Raw genomic sequence first — 24,319 nt, forward strand, 5'->3', positions numbered from 1 at the left:
ACCCTACGACACCCGTACCGGTGCCGTCGCCACCGAATCCGCGCCGTGGAATCACCCCGGGCGGTTTTCCCACCACGGACGCTGGACGGCCCCGGGCCCGCTGACCTATGTTGCCGTCAGCGCCGGTGCGACGGCGGTGGCAGCCGACGGAGAAGACGTGACCGACCAAGTAGACGACCGTCAGTTGTGGGCGGCCCTCGTCAGCGCCGAGCAGGAGAGCGCACGCCGGCGTTCGGACTTCTACCGGCACGCCTGGTCACGGACCGAGATCCTGGCCAAGGCCCTCAGGGGCGGCGTGTGGGACCAGGCCGTCGCCCTCGATTTCCTGGACTCCGCACCGCACGACGTGCCCGCCCTGCTGGACGACCTGGTCGAGCACGCCGTCTCCGAGCGCTGGGCCGGCCAGGCCCGGCGGGCCATCGGGGGTGCCGACCGGCAGCGGATCGGGCCGATGCTGCGCCGGATCGTGGCCGAGCGGCTGCGCCGGGCCGACGGAGCCGAACACCTCCGGCTGGCCGAACTGCTCGTCGAGGTCGAGGACTGGGCGATGCTCCGGGTCCTGCTCCAGTCCGCGACCGACAGCGCCGATCCTCGGATCCGGACGGTCGGCGCCGACCTGACCGAGCGGTACGCGGCCCTGCCAGCCGCCCTGGAGCAGCGAACCGCCCGCTGACCGGTGGCTCTGCACGGCAGCGGCCCGCCCGCTGACCGGTGGTCCTGCGGCAGCGGCCCGCCCGCTGACCGTGGCCGCCAACGCCGAGCCGTGCCATCGGCAATGATGGGGTGGACACGACGGCAACGGCGCGGAGGGGAACGGCATGGCCGAGCAGACCGACGGCGGCGAGCGGGAATCCTGGAAGACCGGCGGGAAGTACGTCGAGGCCGGGGGCGAGTTCACCCGGGACCAGCGCTACATCGCCACCCGGATCACCGCCGACGGCCGCGACGGCTACCCGGTCGAGCCGGGGCGCTACCGGTTGGTGGTCAGTCGTGCCTGCCCGTGGGCCAACCGGCTGATCATCGTACGGCGGTTGCTCGGGCTCGAGGACGCGCTGTCGATGGGGGTGGCCGGGCCCACCCACGACGAGCGGAGCTGGACCTTCGACCTCGACCCGGGCGGGCGTGATCCGGTGCTGGGCATCGAGCGGCTACAGGATGCGTACTTCGCCCGGTTCCCCGGCTACGACCGGGGCATCACGGTGCCGGCGCTGGTGGACGTGCCGACCGGCCAGGTGGTCACCAACGACTACGCCCGGATGAGCCTCGACCTGTCGACCGAGTGGAGCGCCTACCACCGGGCGGGCGCTCCCGAGCTGTACCCGGCGGCGCTGCGCGACGAGATCGACGAGGTCAACGCCGGAGTTTTCCGGGACGTCAACAACGGCGTCTACCGGTGCGGCTTCGCCGGCAGCCAGGACGCCTACGACAAGGCGTACCGTCGGCTGTTCGACCGGCTCGACCGGCTGTCCGAGCGGCTGCGCGACCGGCGGTACCTGGTGGGCGACTCCATCACCGAGGCCGACGTGCGGCTGTTCACCACGCTGGTCCGGTTCGACCCGGTCTACCACGGTCACTTCAAGTGCAACCGGAGCAAACTCACCGAGATGCCGGTGCTGTGGGCGTACGCCCGGGACCTGTTCCAGACGCCCGGATTCGGCGACACCATCGACTTCGACCACATCAAGCGGCACTACTACCAGGTACACCGGGACATCAACCCGACCGGCATCGTGCCCCTCGGACCCGACCTGTCCGGCTGGCTCACCCCGCACGGCCGGGAGGCGCTCGGCGGCCGGCCGTTCGGCGACGGTACGCCCCCGCCGCCCCCGGCCGGGGACGAGCGGGTGCCGGTGGAACACACGGCGGCGGCATGAGCCGGGCCGACGACCGGGCCCCGGCGACCAGGGTGCCGCAGCGGGAGCCGGTGGCCGAGGCGCCCCGACCGGACCCGGCGGCCGGGGCGCCGCAGCCGGACCCGGCGGCCGGGGCGCTGCAGCCGGACCCGGCGGCCGGGGCGCTGCAGCCGGACCCGGCGGCCGGGGCGTCGCTGTGGGATCCGGCGGCCGGGGCGTCGCTGTGGGATCCGGCGGCCGCCGGTGTGCTCCGGCTGCCATCGGGTCGCCTGGTACGCGGACGCGGCCTGCGCGAGCCCACGCCGCCGGGGCCGTCCCCCACGTACGCCGTGTACCTGCTCGGCCGCCCGCCGGCTGAAGTCGACTGGGAGAACCACTGGCTGCGTTGGCCGGACTTCCGGTTGCCCGCCGACCGCGCGGAGGCGTACCGGCTGCTGAGCGGCGCGTGGCAGCGGGCCGCGACCGAGCGGGTGGAGCTGGCCTGCTACGGCGGCCGGGGCCGGACCGGCACGGCGCTGGCCTGCCTCGCGGTGCTCGACGGGGTGCCGCCGGACGAGGCGGTCCGGTACGTCCGGCGGCACTACCACCGGAGGGCCGTCGAGACCTGGTGGCAGGCCCGGTACGTGGCCCGGTTCCCCGGGCACTGACGGCACCGCTCCGTCGGTGCCGGGTCGTCCCGGCCCCGGTTTCCGGGCACCGCCATCCGCATCCCGGGTCGACGACCCTGGCCCCAGTGCCTCGCCCGGGCTTCCGGGAGCAGGTCTCAGCCCACCCGGTGCCGAGCGAGGGTGACAGCCCGGTTGCCGGGCGGGGGAGGCAGCCCGGTTGCCGGGCGGGGGCGGCAGCCCGGTCACCGGGCGGGGTGTCACTCCCGCAGTCGCCAGGTGCCGGCCCGGACCGGTGCCTGGCGGTCGGATGCGCCGGCCAGTACCGGATCCTCGGTCGATCGCTCGGCGTCCGGGGACCCGGCCGGAGCGGTGCGGTCGGCGTGACCGCCCACCGCGCCCCCGGTGGTGGTGGCGTCTACCACGGCGGACCCGGGCCCGCCGGTGCCCCTGGTGCGCCGGCGCCGGGTCAGCACGAGGTAGGCCACCCCGATACCCGCGCCGCCCGCCAACCCACCGGCGAGGGCCACCCCGAGCTGACCGCTGAGGCCGAGCGCCGAACCGGCGTCGTCCGGGTCCGCCGAACCGGCGGGCTCGCCTGCGGCGCCACCCACCGGCGCGTCCACGCCGTGTCCCGCGTGCCCGACCGGGTTGCCCGGCACCAGGACCATGGCGGCCGCCGGATGTCCGCCACCGGGCGGATCGGCCCAGGTCACGACCGTTCCGTCGGAGTACGTCTGCACGACCGTCAGGGTCAGCCGATCGGCGGCCGGCAGTGGTCCCAGCGAGATGCCGAGTTCGACCGGGCCCGGCCCGGCCGGCCGGCCGTCGCGGATCCAGGTGATCGACGACACGACGTCGGTGACGCTGCCCTGGTGGACTCCCGGCAGCGGCTGGTCCACCCGCCGGGTGGTGATCTTCGGGCCCCAGTGGGCCATCGACATCGGGTAGACCTCGGCGACCGGGGTGTCGGCGGGAAGACGCACCTGCACCCGGGTGGTGTACGTCCCCGGCCGGTCGTCGGTGAGCCGGACCGTCAGGTCCGCCGCGTCGCCCTGGATGCCCTGCTCCGGGGACACCGTGACGTCAGCGTGGGCGTGACCGGCCCAGATCAGCACGCCGAGCAGCGCGGCACCGATCGCCAGCGCGCCGCGGACCAGGACGGAGACAACCATCGAACCTCCCCAACCGCACGGTCCACCCGGCGAGTTCCGGTGTGGCCGCCATCGGATAGTTCGGATCCGGACCGGAAAAGGTTCAACCGGGCGGGCGGACGGTGGCCACCTCGGTCAGCCCGGTCACCTGCAACACCCGGGCCACCGGCGAACCGGGCGCGACGACCAGCTCCAGCCCGCGGTGGACGTGCTCGAACAGCGCGCCGACGCCGGCGCTGTCCAGATAGCGGACCTGGGACAGGTCCACCACCAGCGGCGGGCCCGGTCGCCGCACCGCCTCGGCCAGCACGGCCCGAAGCCGGGGCGTGGTCGCCATGTCCACCTCGCCGGTCACCGTCAGCACCGTGCCGGCCAGCTCGGCGGAGAAGTCATCGACCATTCCGGACGTCCTTCACCAGTCGTACCGTGGTGCCCCGCTCGCCGCCGTCGACGAGCACCTCATCCATCAGCATTGCCATGATCATCCGTCCGCGGCCCCGGCCCCGGTGCGTCGGGCCGGACCGGGTTCGCGGTTCGACCCACGAACCGGCGTCCCGGATCAGCGCCTCCACCCGGCCGTCCCGCAGCGACACCCGCAACGTGACCTCACCCTGCGGGGCGAACCGGTAGCCGTGCTCGATCGCGTTCGCACACGCCTCACCCACCGCCACCAGCAGGTCATCGGCGTCGGTCGCCGTTATCCCGGCAGCGGCCAGCCACCCGCGCAGCGCCTGACGCAACGGCGCCAGTTCGGTGGGGCGGGCGGCGATGCTCGTGCTGAAGGCGGTGTGCTCCGGCTGCCGGTACAGCAGCAGCGCGGCGTCGTCGTCGTACCCGCCGGCCGGTCGGGTGGCGGAGACGACGGCGTCCGCCAGCCGGTCCCGGGGCAGTCCGCGCGCCTCGGCGAGACCCTGGGCCGCCCGCGCGATGCCGACGTCCAGCACCTCGTCGCGGCGTTCGACCAGCCCGTCGGTGTAGAGCAGCAGCACCGATCCAGGCGGCAGTACGGTACTGGCCTCCGAGCGCCGCGGGACCGTGACGGTGGCCAGCGGAACGGACCGGGCACCCTCCAGCAGGTCGATCCGGCCGTCGGCATCGACCACGATGCCCGGTGGGTGGCCGGCGGCAGCGTACCGGAGCTGCCCGGTGGACAGTTCGACGATCGCGCAGAACAGCGTCGTACATCGGGCGTTGGGCAGCAGCCGGGCGAAGTCGTCCAGCGCCCGGATCACCTCGGCCGGGCCCTTGGCCTGGAGCAGCAAAGCCCGGCAGGCACTGCGCAGCTGGCCCATCACGGTGGCCGCCGTCAGGCCGCGACCCACACAGTCCCCCACCACCACGCCCACCCGATCGCCGGCCAGCTCGACCACGTCGTACCAGTCGCCGCCGACCTCCAGCGGCGAGACCGCCGGCTCGTAGCGCACCGCGAAACCGGCCGGCAGCTCGGCCGGACCGAGGATGGACCGTTGCAGCGTCAGCGCCACGGTGCGCTGCTGGTCGTACACCCGGGCACGCTGCAGGACATGCGACATCGTCCCGGCGAGCAGCTGGAACTGGGCCCGGTCGTCGGCCGGCATCGCCCGGGGCGGCTCGAACTCCAACCAGACCGCGGTACGCGGCTCGCCCGAGTCGACAAGCACGCCCACCCCCCGCGCCCGGCCGTCGGCGGCGGGCTCCACCAGGATGTCCGGCGCCGGCCCCAGCCTGACCAGCGCCCGCAGGATCCGCTCGTCCGGCGTCGCGAGGCCGGCCAGCACGTCGGGCCCACCGCCGCTGTCCACCGCCACGATCGCCCCGGCGCGGGCCCGGAACAACCGGCTCAGCTCGGCCAGCCCGGCGGTCAGCACCTCCAGGACGTCGCCGGCCTCGGCCAGCCGCACCGACAGCCGGGTCAGCGCGCTCTGCCGTTCCGTCGCGAGCAGTTCGGCGGTGATGTCCCGCAGGGTGCCCACGTACGTCCGGCTGCCGGCGGCCGGGTCGGCGACGAACGAGCTGAACACCGCCTCCACCCAGATCCGCCGCCCGTCGGCCGGCCGCAGCGGCAGCCGGATCCGTCCCTGGCCGGCGTCGCCGATGGAGCGCAGCGCCCGCTCGGCCTGCCGGTGCTCGTCCGGCTCGTGACGCGGGTCCGGCAGCCACGGATACGGCTGACCCGGCAGGTCCGGGCCGGAAAAGCCCAGCAGCTCGCGGAAGGCGTCGTTGACCTCCAGCAACGTGCCGTCGGCGGCGGCGGCGAAGAACGCCTCCTGCAACGAGTCGGTCACCGCCGTCCGCCAGGCCGACTCGGTGTTGCGCAGCCGGGCCAGCTCCAGGTTGGCCCGCACCCGGGCCAGCAGCTCCAGCGAGGAGAACGGCTTCACCAGATAGTCGTCGGCGCCGGTGTCCAGCCCCTCCAGGGCGGCCTCCTCGCCGGCCCGGCCGGACAGCATCACCACCGGCACGGTGGCGGTACGCGGATTGCTCCGCAACGCCTTCAACAGCCCGAACCCGTCGAGCCGGGGCATCATCACGTCGGTCAGCACCAGATCCGGCCGCAGCCGGTCGACCAGTTCCAGCGCGGCCCGCCCGTCGGTGGCCACCTCGACCCGCCAGTGCGGTTCGAGCAGCCGGGTGAGGAAGCCGCGCAGGTCGGCGTTGTCCTCCACGACGAGCACGGTGGCGCCGGACCGGACCGGCGCGGGCGGCGCGGGATCCTCCGGCAGCCAGCGGACCGCCTCGGCGACATACCGGCCCACCGAGGCGCCCCGGGACGGCCGCGATCCCGCCGCGGGTGAGCCGTACGGCAGCCGGACCGTGAACGTCGAGCCGGCGCCGGGTACCGACCGCACCGTCACCTCGCCGTCGTGCAACCGGGTCAGCTCGTGCACCAGGGCCAGTCCGATGCCGGCGCCCTCGTACGAGCGGCCGGCACTGCCGCGTACCCGGTGGAACCGCTGGAACAGCAGCGGCTGCTGGTCCGGCGGGATGCCGACCCCGGTGTCGCTGACCGTGAGCACCACCCGGTCGGACGTGCCGGCCAGGCTGAGCCGTACCTCTCCGGCGAGGGTGTACTTCACGGCGTTGGACAGCAGGTTGACGACGATCTTCTCCCACATGTCCCGGTCTACGTAGGCGACGCGGGGCAGCGGCGGCACGTCCACCAGGTAGTCGAGGCCGGCCCGGCGCAGCACGTACTCGAACGGCTCGGCGACGGCCCGGGTCAGCGCGGCCAGGTCGGTGGGCGCGGTCTCGGCCCGCAGCCGGTCACCCTCGATCCGGACGAAGTCCAGGATGTTGTCGACCAACCGGTGCAGCCGGCCGGTGTTGCGCTGGACCATCTCCAACCGTTCCCGCTGGATCGCGGGCAGCGGGTGCGTACCGTCGGCGAGGCTCTCCTCCACCGGACCGGCGATCAACGTCAGCGGTGTCCGCAGTTCGTGGCTGACGTTGGCGAAGAACCTCGTCTTCGCCTCGTCGAGCTCGGCCAGTGCGGTCGCCCGGCGCCGCTCGGCGGCATAGGCCACCACGTCGGTCAGCGCGGTGGACACCCGGGCGGCCACCAGTCCCACGAACGCCTGGTAGGAATCGTCGAGTTCCCGGTACGGGCTGATGCCGACCACGAGCGTGCCGACCGGCCGGTCCCGGCCGCTGACCTGCAACGGCAGTACCAGCGCCTCGTCGATGGACGCGGGTCCGAACGGACCCTCGACCATCAACGGATCCGGGCGGGCGGCCAGCCCGGAGATCCGTTCGGGACGGCCGGTCATGGCCACCCGCCACACGTCGGGACTGCCGGCGGTGGCGGAGACCCGGTCGCGGATGCCGTTGGCGCGGCTCAGACCCGACGACGCCACCAGGCTCAGGTCGGCGTCGTCGGAGGTCACGTCGGCGCGCAGGTAGGCCAGCACCGCCGGCAGGTCGGGGACCCGTCCGGCCAGCACCCCGACCGCGGCCCGGCAGGCGTCGGCGGCGGTGTCGGCGACCGTGACGGACAGCGTGCCCAGTTCCCGGAGGGTGTCCAGGCGCCGGTCCCCCAGCACCCGGGCGGTCACGTCGGAGGTGGCCACGAACACCCCCGCCACCTGACCGTCAGAGGAGACGATGGGGCTGTAGGAGAACGTCCAGTACGTCTCCTCCAGGTAGCCGTGTCGGCGCAGGAACAGCCGCTGGTTCTCCGCGTAGGTGGCACCACCCCCGGCCAGCACACCCTCGGCCAGCGGGCCCAGCTCGTCCCAGACCTCGGCCCAGCACTCCTGACCGGGTTGGCCGATCGCCGCCGGGTACTTGTCACCCAACACCGGCCGGTACGCCTCGTTGAAGATCTGGACGAGTCGCGGGCCCCACCAGAGCAGCATCGGAACCCGGGACGGCAGCACGGTCCGGATCGCCGCCAGCAGATCGGCCGACCAGCTCCGCACCGGACCGAGTGGGGTGGCGGACCAGTCCGTCGCCCGCAGCGCCGCCCGGGTCTCGCCCGGCCCGGCGAAGATCGTCTCCGCCGTCCAGGCCCCGCACGCCGGGTCGCCGGCGCCCCGTGCCTCACTCATCGGTGCCTTCCGCCCCCATCCCAAACCCGGTCGTTTCCCTACCCAGACGATCTCCGTCAATGCGGGTCGGATCGAGCCTTCCGGGATCACCGACACGGTATCCCGTCGGGCCGGTCGGGACGACGGCGCCGGCACGTGACCGCGCGCACCGACGGACCGCCGAAAATCCGGTGCCGGTGCCGGTGCCGGTACCGGTGCCAGCGCCGGTGCCGGGGCCGGTGCCCGTTGACGCGCTGCCGCAGCCGGTGGCCGGCGACGCGGGGCCGGGGCCCGGACGCGCTGGGGTGCTCAGCCGCCGCCGGGCGTTTCGGCGCGTACCTCGACGGTGGCCTCGAAGCTCTCCGCACCGGTCGAGCCGGCCCACTCGCGCCGCCGGGTCAGCCGCACCGGGGTGGTGCCGGGTCCGAGCGCGGCGAACCGGAACCGGCGCTCGCCGCCGCCGCCGAGCCCGCGCTGCCCGCCCGGGGCGAAGTCGTCGCCGTCCAGCCGCAGCACCTGCGGGTCGTACGCGTCCAGTGCCCAGCGGAAGCCGGAGGTCGGTGCCTCGGGCAGGGCCACGACCACGACATCCCCGGTCGTCGCGCCGTGCCTACCACCGGCCGCGTCCCGGCCCAACCGCACCGTCGCCATCGCGTACCCCGCTCGAAAGGCTTGAAAGGAAGGGCCCCCTGTTATCGCTTTTTGTATAGCAGGGGGCCCTTCCTAACGCCTAACGCCTGACGCCTCACGCCACCGGTGGCGTGGGCGGCGTCGGGCCGGGGACCACCGACACGTACAGTTCGGGCAACCCGCTCGGGGTGTCGGCGGGCGCCAGCCGGAGCGTCCGGGCCCGGACGGCGACCCGCAGCGGCTCGCCGATCATGCCTGCGAGGTCCCGGGCCGCCGGCGTACGGGCGTCCAGGACCAGCGCGTCCAGCGGAACCCGGGCGGCCAGCCCCAGCCGGGTACGCAACGCCCGCACCGCGTCCAGCACGGCCACCAGGCCGTCGACGGCCGACCGGTCGGTCTCCCACTCCGGCGGCACCTCGGGCCAGGCGGTCAGGTGCAGGCTCACCGGTTCGGCGGCGGAGCGGTCACCGGTGACGCCGTCGTCGGTGACCGCGGTCCGGAACAACCGCTGGTACTGGTCCTCGGTGATGAACGGCGCGAACGGCGCGAACAGCCCGAGCACCGTCCGGTACGCCTCCCGCAGCGTGGCCCGGGCGCTCACCCGGTCGGCCTCGGCGTGCTCGGCCGGATTGTTGAACCGCTCCTTCACCAACTCGACGTACCGGTCGCAGAGGATCGACCAGAAGAACCGGGACGCGGCCTGGTACGCGCGCGTGTAGTCGTACCCGTCGAGGGCGGCCGTCACCTCCCGGACGGTGTCGGCCAGGTGGGAGAGCAACCACCGGTCCACCGGGGTCCGGTCGGCCACCGGCGGCGTCGGCTCGGTCCCCTCTCCCGGAGCACAGCCGGAGCCGGGGTGTGGCGCAGGCGAGCACCGGCCTGACTTCTCTGCCCCGGCGTGCAGGCCGATGAACCGGCCGACGTTCCACAGTTTGACCGCGAGCTTCCGTCCGGTCCGCACGTCCTTCTCGTGGTAGCGCAGATCGTTGCCGACCCGGGCCCGGGTGGCCCACAGCCGCAGCGCGTCGGCGCCGTACCGGTCGATGACCTGGTCCGGGACGTACCGGTTGAAGCCGTCGGCGGTGGTGGAGGCCGCCAGGTCGCGCTTGGAGATCTTCCGGCCCTGCTCGTTGAGTCCCCAGCCGGAGATCATCACCGTGGTCCACGGCAACCGGTCGGCCAGCAGGTGCGACTGGACCACCGTGTAGAACAGCCAGGTACGGATGATCTCGAACGCCTGGACCCGCAGGCTCATCGGGGCCACCTGCCCGGCGCCGGTGAAGCCGCGCGCCGCCCAGCCGTCGTTGATCTGCGGGCTGAGCGACGAGGTCATCCAGGTGTCCATCACGTCCGGCTCGGGACGCAGGTCGCGCGACCCGCAGTCCGGGCAGGCGGCCACCGGCGGCGGGTCGGTCAGCGGATCGACCGGCAGTGTCGCCGGCTCGGCCAGGACCGGGCGTTCGCAGCCGCCGCAGAACCACACCGGGAAGGGCACTCCGTACCGGCGCTGCCGGCTGATGTTCCAGTCCCAGCCGAGGCCGTTGATCCAGTCCTCCAGCCGGCGACGCATGAACTCGGGCACCCAGGTCAGCTCGCCGGCCCGGGCCAGCAGCGCGTCCCGGTGCTCGCGGACCGCCACGAACCACTGCGGCCGGATCTGGAACTCCACCGGGGTCCCGCAGCGCTCGTGCACGCCCACCACCTGCCGCAGCGGCCGACTCGAACCCAGCGCGCCGACCTCGGCGAGCCGCCGGAGCACCGCGGCGCGGGCCTGGCTGAGCTGGAGGCCGGCGAACTCGCCGGCGGCCTCGTTGAGCCGGCCGTCGGGCTCGATCACCAGGCGCAGGTCGAGCCCGTCCCGCCGCCACTTCGCGACGTCCTCGCCGTCGCCGAAGGTGCAGACCATCATCAGCCCCGTGCCGAAGTCCGGGTCCACGGACTCGTCGGCCCGGATCGGCACCCGGTGTCCGAAGATCGGCACGGTGGCCGTGCCACCGAGCAGTCCGGCGTACCGCTCGTCGGCCGGGTGGCAGTACAGCGCCACACAGCCGGCCAGCAGCTCGGGCCGGGTGGTCGCGATGGTAAGGAAGGGCCCCTTCTTATCGCTTTCTGTATAGGAAGGGCCCCCTCCTAACAGGTCGAACCGGATGTCGTGGATCCGGCCGGAGCGTTCCAGGTCGTCGATGTCGGCCTGGGCCAGCGAGGTACGACACTCCGGGCACCACAGGATCGGGTCGGTACCCCGACGCACGTGCCCAGCCTCGTACAGCTTCAGGAAGGCGCCCTGAGCGGTCCGCCGGCACCGGTCGTCGATCGTCGAGTAGCGCAGCGACCAGTCGACCGACAGGCCCACCCGGCGCCACAGGTCCGCGTACCGGGCCGCCGTCTCCCGGGTCTCGGCCAGGCACAGCCGCACGAAGTCGGCGCGGGGCAGTTCGGCGGCGCGGACGCCCAGCTTGGTCTCGACGTACCGCTCGGTGGGCAGGCCGTTGTCGTCGAAGCCCATCGGGTAGAAGATCCGGTCGCCCCGCATCCGCCGGTACCGGACGATGAAATCGGGCTGGGAATAGCTCATCGCGTGGCCCACGTGCAGGTGCGACGCCGAGACGTACGGCGGCGGGGTGTCCACGCTGAACACCGGACCGGAGCCGGCCGGGTCGAACCGGTAGACGTCGTGGGCGGCCCACAGCTGACGGGCCGCCTGTTCGACGGCCCGGTGGTCGTACGGGACGGCCTCCGCCGGCGCGGGGTTGGCGGCCGGCGCGGGGTCGGCGATGGAGGCGAGGTTGGCGGCGGAAGCGGGGTTGATGGCCGGGGCAGGGTGGTCGGCGGGGGCAGGGTGGTCGGCGGATGGCCGCAGGTCGGTGCGGTCGGCGGGGGCAGGGTGGTCGGCGGATGGCCGCAGGTCGGTGCGGTCGGTCGCGGGGCGCAGGTCGGTGCGCGGGCGTGCGGACATGGTGGCGAGACGCCTCTCAGGCGGAAGGGAACGACGAGCCACGGCGCCGCGCCCGGAGCCGTCCGGTGGGACGGCTCCGGGTCGCCGGACGCGCGGGGTTTTCGGCCGGTACGGCGGCCGCGCCGGAAGAGCCTGGGTTCAGCCGTACGTCAGACGACGGATACGACTACTCGGCGTACTCGCAAGGGTCGGCGACGAGCAGTGCACATGTCTCCGCGCTCCTTCCGTGGCGAGTTGCCGGTCTCGGACCGCTGGCCGCGAAACGGTCAGGGTCCGGCCATCGTACCCGCCGGTCGGCCGTCGCGGTTGCCCGCCGGGCGTACCCTTCGACCTTCGTCGAGCTTCGGGAGGCACGATGGCACGGGCGAAGGTCTCGCATCCGTTGTTCGCGCGGATGTTCGAGCGGGCCAGTCCGGGGCTGGACGCGGCCGGGATGGCCGAGTTCCGGCACCGGCTGCTCGCCGGGCTGGCCGGCCGGGTGCTCGAGGTGGGGGCCGGCAACGGCCGGAACTTCCCGCACTACCCGCCGGCGGTCACGGCCGTGCTGGCGGTCGAACCCGAGTCTCGGCTACGCGCCGCGGCGCACCGGGCCACGGCCACCGCGGCGGCACCGGTCACCGTGTGCGACGGCCTGGCCGACGCGCTGCCGGCCGCCGACGGCGGGTACGACGCCGTGGTGTTCTCCCTGGTGCTCTGTTCGGTTCCGGACCAGGCCGCCGCGCTGGCCGAGGCCCGCCGGGTGGTGCGTCCCGGTGGCCAGGTGCGGTTCCTCGAACACGTCCGGGCCCCGTCCGGCGGGTTGTGCCGGGCCCAGCGGGCACTGGACGCGACCGTCTGGCCCCTGATCTGCGGCGGCTGCCACACCAGCCGGGACACCGTGGCCGCGATCGAGGCGGCCGGGTTCGAGATCACCGAACTGGACCGGTTCCGGTTTCCCGAGACCCGCGTGCCGGTGCCGGCCGCGCCACACGTGCTCGGCCGGGCCGTACGCACCGGGCCCTGAACCGGAGTCGAGCCCAGAGCCAGAGCTGAGCCCGGAGTCGAGCCCGGAGCCGGAGTCGGAGCCGGAGCCGGAGCCGGAGTGGAGTCGGGCTCGGGCCGGTCAGCGGGTGACGGCGGCGCGGGCCTCGATCATGCCCCGGTTGGCCAGCGCGTCGGCCCGTTCGTTCTCCGGGTGCCCGTTGTGACCCTTGACCCACAGCCAGGTGATCTCGTGCGGGGCGCCGGCGGCCTCCAGCCGCTGCCACAGGTCGGCGTTCTTCACCGGCTGCTTCGCAGCCGTCCGCCACCCGTTGCGCTTCCACGACGCCAGCCAACTGGTGATGCCGTTGCGCACGTACGTGCTGTCGGTGTGCAGGTGGACCACGACCGGCCGGGTCAGGCTCTCCAGCGCCTGGATGGCGGCCATCAGTTCCATCCGGTTGTTCGTGGTACCGACCGGCTCGCCACCACACAGTTCCCGCTCGTGGCCGCCGTAGCGCAGCACCGCGCCCCAGCCACCCGGACCGGGGTTGCCGCTGCACGCCCCGTCGGTCCAGATCTCCACGGTCCGCCCGGCCGTCGTCTCCACCATGCCGGGCAACCTACCGGGCGTACCCCCGGCCCGGGACCACCGGGCGTCAGCGGAGTCTGGTCAACCGTTCGTGCAGCGCGGCGGCGGCGAGCAGCCCGGCCAGCACGGCGAGCTCGGCTTCGGCGGGCAGCATCCGTCCGACCGGCAGCAGCGCCAGCGTGCCGACGCACCAGCCGAGTTCCCCGACCCGCACCCGCTGACCGGCGATCCGCAGGAAGAGCAGGCGCCCGGCCAGGTAGAGCGTCGCCCCGCCGGACAGGGCGACCAGCGAGCACCAACCCAACGGGCCCGCATCGCCGGTACCCGGTCCGGCGGCGTGTTCAAGCACCTGCTCGACCCCGAGCGCCAGGTAGATGATCCCGGCGATCAGCACCAGATGACTCTGGCTGTACGCGTCGCTGGCGATCCGGTCCCGCCGCCTGCCGGTGGCCGCTTCGAGCGCCCGGGCGACGGCCGGGGCGGCGGCGTCGAAGTACAGCCACCACAGGCACGCGGTCACCGTGAGGGCGACGAGGGCGGTCCCGAGGACCCGCAGCGAGGTCACCGCCGATCCGGCGCCGGTGTCGGCGCCGGCCGCGAACAGCGACTCGCCGAGCGCGATGATGAGGACGAGGCCGTGCCGTTCGGTGAAGTGCCGCGCGTTGTGCAGGGGCCAACCACCCCGCAGCCGGTACGCGAGACGCTGTCCACCGACCTCGATGAGGAACGCCACGACCCACAGCACCGCCTGCGCGGTTCCGCCGAGCCAGCCGCCGACCAGCAGCGGCACCCAACCCAGGACGCTCGCCGAGGCGAAGATCCGGATCCGGGCCCGCAGTCCGGGCACGGTGGCCGCCGCCCAGTGGTAGAGCGCCAGGTGGACGCCGCGCAGCAGCACGTAGGACAGGGCGAGCAGCAGCGGTCCGGGCCGGCCCGGATCAGGCGACCACGAGTGCGGCATGACCAGCGCCGCGACAAAGAGCGCGGCCATCGCGACCAGGACACCGGCGCGGACCACCCCGACATCCGCCCGGGTCTGGCTGCCCAACCAGGTGTACGAGGACCAGGCGAGCCAGAGCAGCACCAGCAGCAGCAGTCCGCGGGCCATCCCCCCGGCCGTCGGCGGCTGGCCCAGCACCGTCATGATCCGGGTGAGCGCGAAGACGAACACGAGATCGAAGAAGATCTCGAACGTCGTGGCCCGGTGCTCCCGGGGCGCCGGTGGCGGCGGTGCCAGCCGGCCACTCAGCCAGCCGGAAATGCGCCCGGCTCCCTGCTCGTACCCATGCCGCACCCTCCCGGTCATCGGCGAAGCCGGCGGTACGCCTCGAGACCGTCGGGTACCCAGTCCCACTCGGTAAGCCGGCGGTCCAACTCCGCCTCGGTCAGGAAGGCGTGCCAGGCGATCTCCTCGACCTGCGGTCGCACCGGCAACGCGCAGGTCACCTCGTAGACCGCCGACCACCAGCTGTGCTCCGGGGTCTCGTACCGGAACGTGAACAGGTGACCGGGTGCCGGCAGCCCGGACACGCCCAGCTCCTCCTCGGCCTCCCGCCGCGCCGCCTCGTCGTAGGACTCCCCCGCCCCGACCACACCGCCGACGAACATGTCGTACCGGGACGGGAAGATCAACTTTCCGGCGACCCGGCGGTGCACGAAGATCCGCCCGGCCTGGTCGCGGACCAGCACGAACACGCAGCGGTGTCGCAACCTCCGGGCGTACGCCTCGGCCCGCCGCGCCCGCCCCACCACCCGGTCGTGCTCGTCGACGATGTCCAGCACCTCGTCCGCGGACGGTGGGGACTGCTCGGTCATGGCATCCATCCAACCGCACCGGACCGATCGCGGGTCCCGGCCGGCGGTTCTCGCGTCCCTCACCTACCCTCGGGTCCTGATCAGCGGAACCGGAAGGGATCAATCTCGTGGGAAGGCTCATCATGGCTCGGAAAATCGCCGAGCGCCCCGACGAGGTGCGGTACGAGTTCGGGTTGAACAAGCGGTTCGACAACGTCCTGGTGATCGACCCGAGGACCATGCGGGCGCGGGCGGAGAACGGCGACTTCACCTGGGTCGCCAGCGCCATCGCCGCGAAGATCCTCCGGGCCCGGCGGGCCAAGGGGGTCTTCCCGCCCCTCATGACGTTCGTCGGCTGACGGCGGCCCGGTCCGGCGTCGGGCCCGCCCAACCCGGCGGGACGCCGGCTCAGCCCCCCGGGTTGTCCCGGGGCCGGCGCTCGGCCGCGCCCAACCCCGGTTGCGCTCCGGGGACGTCCTCCGTCGGGTGGGTACGCAGCGGTCGGGTCGACTGGCGGGCGTTCAGGGTGCCGGCCGGCAACGTCAGGTGGGACACCTCGCCGGTGGCCTGCGCCACCAGTACGGCCCGGGCGGCGAGTTCGGCCAGCCGGGCCGGCGCCTGTTCGACGGCGGTGACGGACGGCACGGTGATCTCGCACAGTTCGGAGTCGTCCCAGGCCACGACCGACACGTCCGCCGGGACGGCGATGCCCATCTCGTGCGCCACCCGCAGGGCGGCCGCGGCCATCACGTCGTTGTCGAAGACCACCGCCGTCGGCCGCTCGACCGCCGTCATCAGGCGCCGCATCGCCCGCATCCCGTCGGTCGCGCTGTAGTTGGTGTGGATCACCTGGTAGCGCCCCCGGCCCAGCCCGGCCCGGTCGACGGCGTCCAGGAAGCAGCGGTCCCGGTGCATGGTGTGGACCAGTTCCGCGTTACCCGCCACCCGGGCGACCGACCGGTGGCCGAGCGCCCGCAGATAGTTGATGATCATCTCGGTGATGCCGGGCAGGTCCGGCTGGACGGTGCTGAAGCCGGCCAGCGCGGAGTCCGCCCCGATCACGGCGGCCGGCATCCCGAGTTCCCGCAGGACCTCCAGCCGCGGATCGTCGCGGCGCAGGTCGGTGACGATCACCCCGTCCACGTGCCGGCCGGCCCACCACCGGCGATACACCGCCAGGATGTCCCCGACGGCGTCCACCAGGTGCAGGACGAGAGCGACACCGTTGCGGTTGAGTTCGGCCTCGACCCCGCTGAGCAACTGGGTGAAGTAGGAGTCCACGGTCATCACCCGGGGCGGCCGGACCACCGCGAGACCGACCGCGTTGGCCCGGGAGGCCACCAGGGCCCGGGCCGCGATGTTGGGCGCCCAGCCCAGGTCCCGCGCGGCGGCCCGGACCCGGGCCCGCGTCTCGTCCGACACCCCGGGCCGGTCGTTCAGGGCGTATGACACGGCCGCCTCGGAAACACCCGCGTGGTTCGCCACCTGCCGGATCGTGACCCGGGACGGCTTGCCGGTCGATCCGTCCGAACGCCTGGCTTCCGCGGCCACCTACGCTCCGTCCGTTCCACCGCCGCCCGCGAGGCGTCGGCCCTTCGGATGGTACCGGCCAAACGTAACCAAACGTATCGGAAGGAGTCGATCCGGTGCCGGTACCGTCGGCGGACGGGCCGGCTCGGGAACGTGACGGGGCGGACTTGAACCACCCGGCTCCCCGCTCCGTATCCAATGCCGAAGGGACGGAGCGTCGCGAACCGCCATTCCGGAAGCGACGTCGGCGCACCGTCGTTCCGGCGCGTACTCGAACTCAGACGCCACCGTGACTCCTTCACCCCGTCACAGCGCACCGCCGAGCGACGTTCGGCGATCCGTCGGCGTGCCCGGCGGTCCGTCGGCCTACCCGTCGGCGGTCCGTCGGCCCGCTCCGGCGGTCCACAGAGGAGAGGTGCATGGCCAGTCGTATCCAGAGGAAGACCGTCGCCAAGCTCGGCGGGATCGGTGCCGCCACGGCGCTGATCCTCGGCGCCGGACTGCACTTCGCGTCCGCGGCCGAAACCAGCGGCGGCTCGGCGCAGACGGTGACCTGCCCCACGGTGGCGGACAAGCTGGGCACCGTGCCACCCGGCGCCCAGAACGGCGTCAATCAGGAACTCGCGAACCTCGACAAGGAGATCGCCGAGGCCAACGCCCGGCTGGCCCGACAGGCCGCCCGGCCCCAGGGCGGCCCGAACTTCGTCCAGAACACCATCCTCGGCCCGTTGCGGGACAAGCGGGTGGCCGTCCTCGACCGGATCCGCCTGGACATCACCCGGGTCGGCGGTACCGCACCGGCCGGCCTGGAGAACCTGGCGACCTGCGCGGTCGCCGCCGGCGGGAACGCCGGGGCCGGGAACGCCGGCAACGGCGGGGCCGGGAACGGCGGGGCCGGGAACGGCGGGGCCGGGAACGGCGGGGCCGGGAACGGCGGGGCCGGGAACGGCGACAACGCAGCCAACGGCAACGCGGGGAACAGCAACGCGGGCAGCGGAAACGCCGGAAGTGGCAACGGCGGCGTACCGACGGTCAACTGCCCGACCGTCCGCGGCCAGTTGCCGACGGTGCCCGCCGCGGCGGCGACCGGGGTGAACCGGGAACTCGCGAACCTCGACAGGGAGATCGCCGAGGCCAACGCCCGGCTGGCCCAGCTCGCCGCGCGGCCCGAGGGCGGCCCGAACTTCGTCCAGAACACGGTGCTCGGCCCGCTGAAGGACCGGCGGGTGGCCGTGCTCAACCGGATCGCCACCGACATCGGCCGGGTGGACGGCAACCGGCCGGCCGGACTGGACCGGCTGGCCCCCTGCACCCTCAGCTGACCGACACCGGCGGTCCGTCCGGCGTGGGCCGGTGGCCCACGCCGGAAGGACCCGGTCGCCGGCACGCGACAGACAGGAGGGCCGCCGACACACAAACGACGACGGACAGGCCGGGTCGATCAGGGTTGGGCCGGTGTTCTCCGGCCGGTCACGTGGACACCACCGCGGTGTCAGTGCGGTCGAGTTCGGTCCTGGTCAGGAAGATCGCACCCGTCGACCGTCTGGAGATACGCTGTGACCTCGTCAATGTCCCGTCGAGACGTGCTGCGCGCGGGCTCGGTGGGCGGCCTCGGCATCGTCGTCGCCGGCAGCCTGGAGGCCATCGCCGGGCCGTCCGCCGCGCGCGCCGCCTGCCGCCCCGCGGTCGGCTACGGCGACCTGGTGCCCGACCCGGCCGGCCTGCTGGCGCTGCCGGCCGGTTTCTCGTACACGATCGTGGCCCAGGCCGGTTCCACCGTGCTGGAGTCCGGTCAGGCGACCCCGAGTGACGCCGACGGCACCGGCTGCTTCCCCACCCGTACCGGGTCGGTGCTGGTGAACAACCACGAGATCGGTGGCGACGAGCCGTACCCGGTGCCGGCGCTGCCCGAACTGACCTACGACCCGGGCGCCCGGGGTGGCACCACCAGCATCGAGGTGGACCGGCACGGCCGGCGGATCCGGGAGTACGTCAGCGTGGCCGGCACGCACAACAACTGCGCCGGCGGCATCACCCCGTGGGGGACCTGGCTGACCTGCGAGGAGACCGAGCAGCGCAAGGGCGGGGCGTTCCAGTACGACCACGGCTACGTTTTCGAGGTCGACCCGTACGACCAGACCGAGAACCGGCACCCGGTGCCGCTGAAGTTCCTCGGCCGCTACTCGCACGAGGCGGTGGCGGTCGACCCGTACACCCATTCGATCTACCTGACCGAGGACGCCAGCGGGCCGCACGGCCTGTACTTCCGGTGGACGCCGCCGGCGCGCTTCCGGGCCGGCCGGGGCGCGCTGCGGGCGCTGGCCCAGCGTCCCGACGGGGACACGGCCGGCCGGCTCACGGCGATGCGCTGCGTCCAGGGTGACCGCCACATCGCCGACCTGTCCGAGGCGACCCGGCCGGGCACCCGGTACCGGGTGGAATGGGTGGATGTGCCGGACCGGGACGCGGCCACGGTGTCGGTGCGCAAGCAGTTCACCGACGACCAGGTCACCCGCAGCCGGAAGCTGGAGGGCGCCTGGTGGGGCGACGGCGGTGCCTACTTCGTGGCCAGCTACGCCCGGGTCGACGACGGCAGCGTCAACGAACACGACGGCCAGGTGTGGTTCTACGACCCGCGCACCGAGACGATCACGCTGAAGACGATCTTCGGGGTGAACCCGGACCCGGAGCGGGACACCGACTACGACGGGCCGGACAACATCACCGTCTCGCCGTACGGCGGGGTGATCCTGGCCGAGGACGGCGAGGGACTGAGCCACCTGGTCGGCGTCACCGAGCAGGGTAAGGCGTACCCGTTGGCCCGCAACGAGCTGAACGACAGCGAGTTCACCGGCCCGACGTTCAGCGCGGACGGAAAGGTGCTGTTCGCCAACATCCAGACCCCGGGCTACGTGTTCGCGATCACCGGGCCGTGGGGACGGCCGAGCAACGCGGACGGCCACGGCCACTGAGCCGAGGGCCGACCACGGGTACGCGCGCCGAGCCAACCGCCAGTCACGGCCCGGCGGGGCGGCGGGGTCCCGTCCGGGATCCCGCCCGTCCGGTCACTCAGCGGCTCAGGTAGGCGGCCCGCTCAGGCGGCGGCCGGGACGGCGGCGGAGCCCACCACCCGGGAGGCGCCCCCGGCCGGCCCGGCGAGCGGCGGCACTCCCCGCGCCACCCGCATCGCGTGGTCCGCCCACGCCCCGGCGGAGCAGGTGCCCTGGGCGGAGGAACATTGCAGGTTCGGACAGCGCCCGTCCGGGCCGGGCCGGTGCGCGGCGGCGACGCTCGCGGCCAGCCGCCACAGCAGCGGGTCGGTGACGCCGTCGGGAGTCTCGGCGGGTCCGCTGCCGTCGGGCAGGTCGGCGGGCTCGCTGGACCGGGGGCGGGAAGGTTCGGACACGGACGGGCCTCTCGTCGGGAGATACGGCGATTCACCTCTGCCCGCCGACCGGCCACGTCAAACGTGACCGTTGTCCCCTGACACGGATCCTGGTCACCGCCATCCCCGCGCCGGTACCGCCGGGCTTCCCGGGAACGTCGTACCGGCGACGTACGGTGCGGTCGTCCGAGCGGGAAAGAGGGGGATCGGCAGATGGTGGTGGCCCAGGATGTGGAGCGGTTGGCCCGGACGCTGCCGCGCAGCGAGCAGCACCTGATCCGGGACCGGGTGAAGTTCCGGGTCGGTCGGCTGGTCTACCTGAGCATCGCGCCGGACGAGCGGTCGATGGGCTTCGCCTTCCCCCGGGATGAACGCGCCGCGCTGGTCGGGGCCGAACCGGACCGGTTCTTCCTGCCGCGCGCCTCGGACCTGCGATTCAACTGGGTACAGGTGTGGCTGGACGCGATCGACGAGGACGAGCTGCGGGAGTTGGTGGTCGACGCCTGGCGGATGGTGGTGCCCAAGCGCGTCGCGGCGGCGTACCGCGGCTGATCGGGCCGCTCAGCCTCCGGCGTCCGCCAGCCGGCGGGCGATCCCGTCGAGCAGGAATTCCAGTCCCAGCTCGAACTGAGCCTCGGCATCGGCGCCCGCCGGGTGGCCGAGCCAGTCGGCCAGCAGCGGCACCCGGCCGTCGGCGACGGCCAGCTCCCGCACCGTCGCGATGGCGGCCAACAGTCGCTCGCCGGTGTCCAGCCCGTGCAGCTCGGCGAACCGCGCCTCCTGCGCCTCCTGGAGTCCGCTGCCGATGATGTGCCGGTCGATGAGCGAGGCGTAGGTCATCGCGTCCGGCAGGGACGCGCCCCGGCGCACCAGGACGGCGAGCAGGAACTCGGTGCGGCGCATCGTGCCCGGACCGGCGGGTGGCCGGGTGTGTACCAGCGCGGCGTACCAGGGATGGGCGGTGACCATCCGGCGGGTCGCCAGGGCGACGGCCCGCAGGTCGGCCCGCCAGTCCGGGCCCGGCTGGGCGGGCAGCGGCACCGTGCCGATCACGGCGTCGAGCATGAGGTCGAACAGCCCGCTCTTGCTGTGTACGTACCGGTAGAGCGCCATCGGCGAGTAGGGGCCGAGGCGCTGCGCCACCGCCTTCATGGTCACCGCGTCGGCGCCCGCCTCGTCGGCGAGCGCGAGCGCGGCGGCGACGATGTCGTCCCGGCCGAGCAGTCGCTGCCGCGGTGGCGGCGCGGGCCGGGCCCAGATCGGCAGGCTGTCGTTGTTCCCTGGCACCCGAGGGAGTTTACTCCGTACACTCTGTGTTTACGTAGTAAACTTTCGATTTGAGGGAGCGCCATGTCCCAACCGACCGGCAGCGACGAGTTCCCGGACGTCTTCCCGGACATCCGGGTCGGGATCGTTCGCGGCATCAGCTACGGCCTCTTCGCGAAGCCCGACGAGTTCGTGCCGCAGGCACGGGCCCTCGGGGCCCGCCTGGTCCGGGCGTACGTCTACTGGGCCCAGGTCGAGCCCGAGCCCGGCCGCTACGACTGGACCGCCGTCGACGCGCTGCTGGCCCAGCTCGACGGGGACGAGGAGGTGTGGATCACCGTCTGCTCCAGCTCACCGTGGGGCACCCGGCAACGGACGAACTTCCTGCCCCCGTCGCCGGCCATCGATCCCGGCGCGTACGCCGGCTTCGTCGGCCGGCTGGTCCGGCACTGCGCGGGCCGGGTGCGCTACTGGCAGTGCGACAACGAGCCGAGCAACACCGACCTGCTGTGGGCCGGCACGGCGGCCGAGTACCTCGGCCAGCTCGCCGCGCTGCACGGCGCGGTCCAGGCGGCCGATCCGGCGGCCCTGGTGGTCCTCGGCGGCTGCGGGTACGACGCGCTCACCGCCGGCGACGACGACCCGCCGCGACGGTTCTTCGCCGAGGTGCTGGCCGCCGGGCGGGATCACTTCGACGTGTTCGACGTGCATCTCTACGGCGCCCCGGGCCGGGTGCCGGAATTCGTGGCGGCCGCCCGGAACCTGATGCGGACGCACGGATATCTCAAACCGGTGGTCGCCGGGGAACACGGCGGCCCGCTGCTGTTCGAGTTCCCCGAACTGGAGGGGGTGCTCCAGCAGGCCATGGCGGCGGCCCTGAGCGACACCGACGCGGACCGCAGCACCGCCGGGCTGGCCGCGCAGGCGGGTCAGGACACCCCCGAGCGCCGGGCCATGGTCGCGCTGTACCGGACGCCCGACCTCCCGCCCCGGCTCCGGATGCTGATGGCCGACTGCCCGCCGGAGTTGGCGGCGAAGCGGCACCGGATCAACTGCCGGCAGCTGGTGGTGCGTACCGTGCTCGCCCTGGCCTGCGGGGTCCGCCGCACCGCCTACTGGAACCTCGCCCCCGAGGTGCCCGGCTACCACGACCCGTACCAGATGATGCACCTGATGTTCGGCAAGCTGCCGCTGCTGGACTACCGGGACGGCGCCCTGACCCACCGCCACCCGGCGGCCGACGCGTTCGCCCGGCTGGCCGCACTGCTGCGGGACTGCACCGGCGTGCGGCCGGTCGCCCTCCCGACCGGGCCGGCCGGCGCGGTGGCCTACCGGATCGAGCGGGCCGGTCAGGATCCGCTGCTGGTGGCCTGGATCGAACGGGACTGGTTCGACGGCGAGGACGAACCGGCGGTACCGGTCAGCGTGCCCTGGTCGGCACCGGGAGCGCGAGGTGTCGACGCACTCGGCAACCGGTCGGAGATCGCGGTCCACGACGGCGCCGCCCACCTCGCGGTGTCGGTGACCCCGCTGTTCGTCACGCCCGCCGGCTCGAACTGAGCCTACCCTTGGGTTTTCCGGGCACCACCGTCGGCAGAATCTGTTCCGCGGCCGTTCCGTACGTCACCAACGAACTGCTGACGGCCCGACCGGGCCGATCCACGAAAACGCCGATCCGGCTATCACCCCTGGGAGAGGCAGCAGATGGAGTACCTCCGGCCTCATGTGGACCTGGCAGTTCGCCACCGCCCAGTTCACCGCGCGGGCGGGCGGCCACCCACCATTCGTATCCATGCAGACCCGGTACAACCTCGTGTACCGCGAGGACGAGCGGGAGATGCTTGAGCACCTCGACGACGCGGTGGCCGCGGTGGAGCTGCGGCTGAGCGACGAGGAGACGGCGCGGCTCACGGCCCCGTACCGGCCGCGCGAGCCGTACGGGTACGACTGAGCCGTCCGGGTGCGACCGACCCGTCCGGTATGGCTGATCCGTGCCATCCGACGGGGCCGGCACGGCCGGTGGATTCCGGCGGCCGGTCCGTCGGCCGGTCGTCGGCGGATTCCGGCAGGCGTGGAGCAGCGGCCGGGCGGGTACCAGGGGCAGACATGAGTGCGAGCACGGTTGACGATGTCGGAACCAGCGCGACCCCCACCCAGAAGCTGGGCACCGTCGCGGTGGTGGCGCACCGGCGGAAGACCTTCGGCGGCGGGCTCGACGAACTCCGCAGCACACTGGTCACCGCCGGGGTCGACGACCTCCTCTGGTACGAGGTGCCGAAGAGCCGCAAGGCGCCGAAGAAGGTACGCGAGGCGCTGGACCGGGGCGCCGAGCTGGTCTTCGTGTGGGGTGGCGACGGGATGGTGCAGCGCTGCGCCGACACCCTGGCCGGGTCGGACACCGCCATGGCGATCCTGCCCGCCGGCACGGCGAACCTGTTCGCCGGCAACCTCGGGATTCCGGTGGATCTACCGGAGGCGGTCCGGATCGGTCTGCGCGGCCGGCGACGCCGGCTGGATCTCGGCAAAATCAACGGTGAGCACTTCGCGGTGATGGCCGGCGCCGGATTCGACGGGGACCTGATCCGGGAGGCCGACCGCAAGCTGAAGGGCCGGCTGGGCCGGGTCGCGTACGTCTGGACCGGGCTGCGGCACGCGCGCGGCGAGTTGACCCGCACCCGGATCCGGGTCGACGGCGCCGACTGGTTCGACGGGGACGCCAGCTGCGTGCTGTTCGGCAACGTCGGCACGATCACCGGTGGCATCCCCGCGTTCGACGAGGCCCGCCCGGACGACGGTGCGCTGGAGATCGGGGTGTCGACGGCCAGCGGGGCGGTGGACTGGGCGCGGACGCTGGGCCGGATGGCCGCCGGCCACTCCGAGGAGTCGCCGTTCGTCCGGATCACCCGGGGTCGCAAGGTGCGGGTGCGGTTCGCCGAGCCGAAGACGTACGAGCTGGACGGCGGGGCCCGCTCCACGACGCGCAAGCTGCGGGTGAAGGTCGTCCCGGCCGCCGTGACGGTCTGCCTGCCCGACTCCCGATGAGCCGAGGCCCGCACCGTCCGATCCACGGCGCCGCCCGAACCGTCCGA

Annotated in this window: 22 protein-coding genes; 11 read left to right on the forward strand and 11 right to left on the reverse strand. The window is 73.5% G+C overall.

Annotated elements, in window-relative coordinates; genetic code table 11:
* Positions 1–157: 157 nt before the first annotated feature.
* The 3 genes from ACXN5W_RS09430 (at position 158) to ACXN5W_RS09440 (ending at position 2,500) form a co-directional block, all read left to right on the forward strand.
* Positions 158–673: a hypothetical protein gene (locus tag ACXN5W_RS09430; protein ID WP_473157795.1), complete on the forward strand. Its 516-nt coding sequence runs from the start codon at positions 158–160 to the stop codon at positions 671–673.
* Positions 674–818: 145 nt separating this feature from the next.
* Positions 819–1,874, forward strand: coding sequence for a glutathione S-transferase family protein (locus tag ACXN5W_RS09435; protein WP_473157796.1), 1,056 nt, complete (start codon positions 819–821; stop codon positions 1,872–1,874).
* Complete coding sequence (locus tag ACXN5W_RS09440; RefSeq protein ID WP_473157797.1) at positions 1,871–2,500, forward strand: protein-tyrosine phosphatase family protein; 630 nt, start codon at positions 1,871–1,873, stop codon at positions 2,498–2,500. Before ACXN5W_RS09435 ends, ACXN5W_RS09440 begins: the two co-directional genes overlap by 4 nt.
* Positions 2,501–2,718: 218 nt before the next feature.
* On the opposite strand, the gene ACXN5W_RS09445 is transcribed toward ACXN5W_RS09440, so the two are convergent.
* The 5 genes from ACXN5W_RS09445 to ACXN5W_RS09465 all read right to left on the reverse strand — a co-directional run bounded on the left by ACXN5W_RS09445 (position 2,719) and on the right by ACXN5W_RS09465 (position 11,703).
* Entirely contained in the window at positions 2,719–3,633 is a 915-nt protein-coding gene (locus ACXN5W_RS09445; RefSeq protein WP_473157798.1) for a DUF1775 domain-containing protein, read from the reverse strand.
* A gap of 82 nt (positions 3,634–3,715) precedes the next feature.
* Complete coding sequence (locus tag ACXN5W_RS09450; protein ID WP_473157799.1) at positions 3,716–4,012, reverse strand: STAS domain-containing protein; 297 nt, start codon at positions 4,010–4,012, stop codon at positions 3,716–3,718.
* Positions 4,002–8,138 carry a SpoIIE family protein phosphatase gene (locus tag ACXN5W_RS09455; RefSeq protein ID WP_473157800.1) on the reverse strand — a complete coding sequence of 1,379 codons (4,137 nt, stop codon included), beginning with the start codon at positions 8,136–8,138 and terminating at the stop codon, positions 4,002–4,004. Before ACXN5W_RS09455 ends, ACXN5W_RS09450 begins: the two co-directional genes overlap by 11 nt.
* A gap of 288 nt (positions 8,139–8,426) precedes the next feature.
* Entirely contained in the window at positions 8,427–8,768 is a 342-nt protein-coding gene (locus ACXN5W_RS09460; RefSeq protein ID WP_473157801.1) for a protease inhibitor I42 family protein, read from the reverse strand.
* 94 nt (positions 8,769–8,862) lie between these two features.
* Complete coding sequence (locus tag ACXN5W_RS09465; RefSeq protein ID WP_473157802.1) at positions 8,863–11,703, reverse strand: valine--tRNA ligase; 2,841 nt, start codon at positions 11,701–11,703, stop codon at positions 8,863–8,865.
* A 355-nt stretch (positions 11,704–12,058) separates the two neighbouring features.
* Between ACXN5W_RS09465 and ACXN5W_RS09470 the strand changes: the two genes are divergently transcribed.
* Positions 12,059–12,706 carry a class I SAM-dependent methyltransferase gene (locus ACXN5W_RS09470; protein WP_473157803.1) on the forward strand — a complete coding sequence of 216 codons (648 nt, stop codon included), beginning with the start codon at positions 12,059–12,061 and terminating at the stop codon, positions 12,704–12,706.
* A gap of 99 nt (positions 12,707–12,805) precedes the next feature.
* Here ACXN5W_RS09470 and rnhA read toward each other — a convergent pair whose 3' ends face one another.
* Genes rnhA through ACXN5W_RS09485 form a run of 3 tightly spaced genes read right to left on the reverse strand, consistent with a single transcriptional unit; the run spans position 12,806 to position 15,070 of the window.
* The gene (rnhA, locus tag ACXN5W_RS09475) at positions 12,806–13,276 is read right to left on the reverse strand and encodes a ribonuclease HI (RefSeq protein WP_473157804.1); all 471 of its coding nucleotides are present in this window, start codon (positions 13,274–13,276) and stop codon (positions 12,806–12,808) included.
* A gap of 46 nt (positions 13,277–13,322) precedes the next feature.
* Entirely contained in the window at positions 13,323–14,561 is a 1,239-nt protein-coding gene (locus tag ACXN5W_RS09480; RefSeq protein WP_473157805.1) for a low temperature requirement protein A, read from the reverse strand.
* On the reverse strand, positions 14,558–15,070 hold the full coding sequence (locus ACXN5W_RS09485; RefSeq protein ID WP_473157806.1) for an NUDIX domain-containing protein: 513 nt from the start codon (positions 15,068–15,070) through the stop codon (positions 14,558–14,560). The genes ACXN5W_RS09480 and ACXN5W_RS09485 overlap by 4 nt, the downstream gene beginning before the upstream one ends.
* A 122-nt stretch (positions 15,071–15,192) precedes the next feature.
* On the opposite strand from ACXN5W_RS09485, the gene ACXN5W_RS09490 reads away from it, so the two are divergent.
* Positions 15,193–15,408 (forward strand): hypothetical protein, encoded by a 216-nt coding sequence (locus tag ACXN5W_RS09490; RefSeq protein ID WP_473157807.1) that lies wholly within the window; start codon positions 15,193–15,195, stop codon positions 15,406–15,408.
* Between the two features lie 49 nt (positions 15,409–15,457).
* Here ACXN5W_RS09490 and ACXN5W_RS09495 read toward each other — a convergent pair whose 3' ends face one another.
* The gene (locus ACXN5W_RS09495; RefSeq protein WP_473157808.1) at positions 15,458–16,600 is read right to left on the reverse strand and encodes a LacI family DNA-binding transcriptional regulator; all 1,143 of its coding nucleotides are present in this window, start codon (positions 16,598–16,600) and stop codon (positions 15,458–15,460) included.
* A 398-nt stretch (positions 16,601–16,998) separates the two neighbouring features.
* On the opposite strand from ACXN5W_RS09495, the gene ACXN5W_RS09500 reads away from it, so the two are divergent.
* Entirely contained in the window at positions 16,999–17,901 is a 903-nt protein-coding gene (locus ACXN5W_RS09500) for a hypothetical protein (protein WP_473157809.1), read from the forward strand.
* A gap of 246 nt (positions 17,902–18,147) precedes the next feature.
* Positions 18,148–19,551 (forward strand): alkaline phosphatase PhoX, encoded by a 1,404-nt coding sequence (locus tag ACXN5W_RS09505; protein ID WP_473157810.1) that lies wholly within the window; start codon positions 18,148–18,150, stop codon positions 19,549–19,551.
* Positions 19,552–19,673: 122 nt separating this feature from the next.
* On the opposite strand, the gene ACXN5W_RS09510 is transcribed toward ACXN5W_RS09505, so the two are convergent.
* Entirely contained in the window at positions 19,674–19,985 is a 312-nt protein-coding gene (locus ACXN5W_RS09510) for a hypothetical protein (protein WP_473157811.1), read from the reverse strand.
* Positions 19,986–20,177: 192 nt separating this feature from the next.
* Between ACXN5W_RS09510 and ACXN5W_RS09515 the strand changes: the two genes are divergently transcribed.
* A complete protein-coding gene (locus tag ACXN5W_RS09515) occupies positions 20,178–20,516 on the forward strand; it encodes an MmcQ/YjbR family DNA-binding protein (protein WP_473157812.1) in 339 nt (112 codons plus the stop codon).
* 9 nt (positions 20,517–20,525) lie between these two features.
* On the opposite strand, the gene ACXN5W_RS09520 is transcribed toward ACXN5W_RS09515, so the two are convergent.
* Complete coding sequence (locus ACXN5W_RS09520; protein WP_473157813.1) at positions 20,526–21,251, reverse strand: TetR/AcrR family transcriptional regulator C-terminal domain-containing protein; 726 nt, start codon at positions 21,249–21,251, stop codon at positions 20,526–20,528.
* 63 nt (positions 21,252–21,314) lie between these two features.
* On the opposite strand from ACXN5W_RS09520, the gene ACXN5W_RS09525 reads away from it, so the two are divergent.
* From ACXN5W_RS09525 to ACXN5W_RS09535, 3 genes are all read left to right on the forward strand, one after another.
* Complete coding sequence (locus ACXN5W_RS09525) at positions 21,315–22,790, forward strand: glycoside hydrolase family protein (RefSeq protein ID WP_473157814.1); 1,476 nt, start codon at positions 21,315–21,317, stop codon at positions 22,788–22,790.
* Positions 22,791–22,953: 163 nt separating this feature from the next.
* A complete protein-coding gene (locus ACXN5W_RS09530; protein ID WP_473157815.1) occupies positions 22,954–23,181 on the forward strand; it encodes a hypothetical protein in 228 nt (75 codons plus the stop codon).
* A 155-nt stretch (positions 23,182–23,336) separates the two neighbouring features.
* Positions 23,337–24,272: a diacylglycerol/lipid kinase family protein gene (locus ACXN5W_RS09535; RefSeq protein ID WP_473157816.1), complete on the forward strand. Its 936-nt coding sequence runs from the start codon at positions 23,337–23,339 to the stop codon at positions 24,270–24,272.
* Positions 24,273–24,319: the final 47 nt, after the last annotated feature.

The organism is Plantactinospora sp. A48, assembly GCF_055793945.1.